The sequence below is a fragment of the Mesorhizobium sp. M3A.F.Ca.ET.175.01.1.1 genome (genome assembly GCF_004791945.1).
Taxonomy (GTDB): Bacteria; Pseudomonadota; Alphaproteobacteria; order Rhizobiales; family Rhizobiaceae; genus Mesorhizobium.
In genome coordinates this window covers 1-399 of the sequence record NZ_SRTP01000105.1, presented here as the reverse complement: position 1 = coordinate 399, position 399 = coordinate 1, and the positions used below count along the sequence as shown (strand labels likewise).

The following is a 399-nucleotide window of genomic DNA, read 5'->3' as shown; positions in this document are numbered from 1 at the left end:
CCGCGAGTTGCGCTCGTCGGAGCGGCGGGTGAGGGCTTCCAGCGTCTTCAGGTCCTGGGCGAGGCCGGCAACGGCGGTCGCATTGGTTTGGGCCGTGCTGGACGTCGACTCGGCGAGTGATTTGACGGCGCTCTCGGCGGCTTCGCGCGCCAGGCTCAGAATGGAATCGCCCGTGCCGGCCAGCGACTTCTCGATCTCGTTGAGGCGCGGGCTGATGTCCTCGAAATCGGGCAGCGGCATGCTCGGCTTCGACAGGTGCGCCGAAAGGGCGGTCACCTGCGACTCCAGGCTGCGGATCAGCGCCGGATCGATGCCGGCAACCTGCGCCGCGGACGATTCCAGCCGGCTGGAAATATCCTCGAGCCGGCTTTCCAGGCCGCGGATCGCCATCTCGTTGGC

At 67.9% G+C, this 399-nt stretch carries 1 pseudogene; it reads right to left on the bottom strand.

What is annotated here, in order from left to right:
- Window positions 1-399 (bottom strand): annotated as a pseudogene (locus tag EN818_RS30950) (peptidoglycan-binding protein); the annotation flags it as partial.